We start from the raw sequence: 250 nt of genomic DNA on the forward strand, positions 1-250 counted from the left end.
GCGTAGGAAACGACGTTCTGCTCGGTCACCCACACGAAGGGTTCATGGCCTTTGGCGCGATGAACCTGGTAGTCCACCGCCACAATCCGACCCAACTCGTAGCGCAAGAGCAAAGAGCGCCCCGCACCGTTATCCAGCCGCTCAATACGCCCCAACCGATCCCGGAAAATGCGCAATCGGTTGTCATACGCATCGCTGATCGCCGTCAGCACACCGTCGCAAAAGTGATAGAACCGAGAAGCCTGGGCCA

General features: G+C 58.8%; 1 protein-coding gene. It reads right to left on the reverse strand.

The window, feature by feature from the left end:
* On the reverse strand, positions 1-250 hold a 250-nt coding region (locus BFP96_RS31450), incomplete at both ends, for a hypothetical protein (RefSeq protein WP_256549188.1).

This window comes from Pseudomonas sp. 34 E 7 (assembly GCF_900005715.1).
GTDB lineage: Bacteria > Pseudomonadota > Gammaproteobacteria > Pseudomonadales > Pseudomonadaceae > Aquipseudomonas > Aquipseudomonas orientalis_A.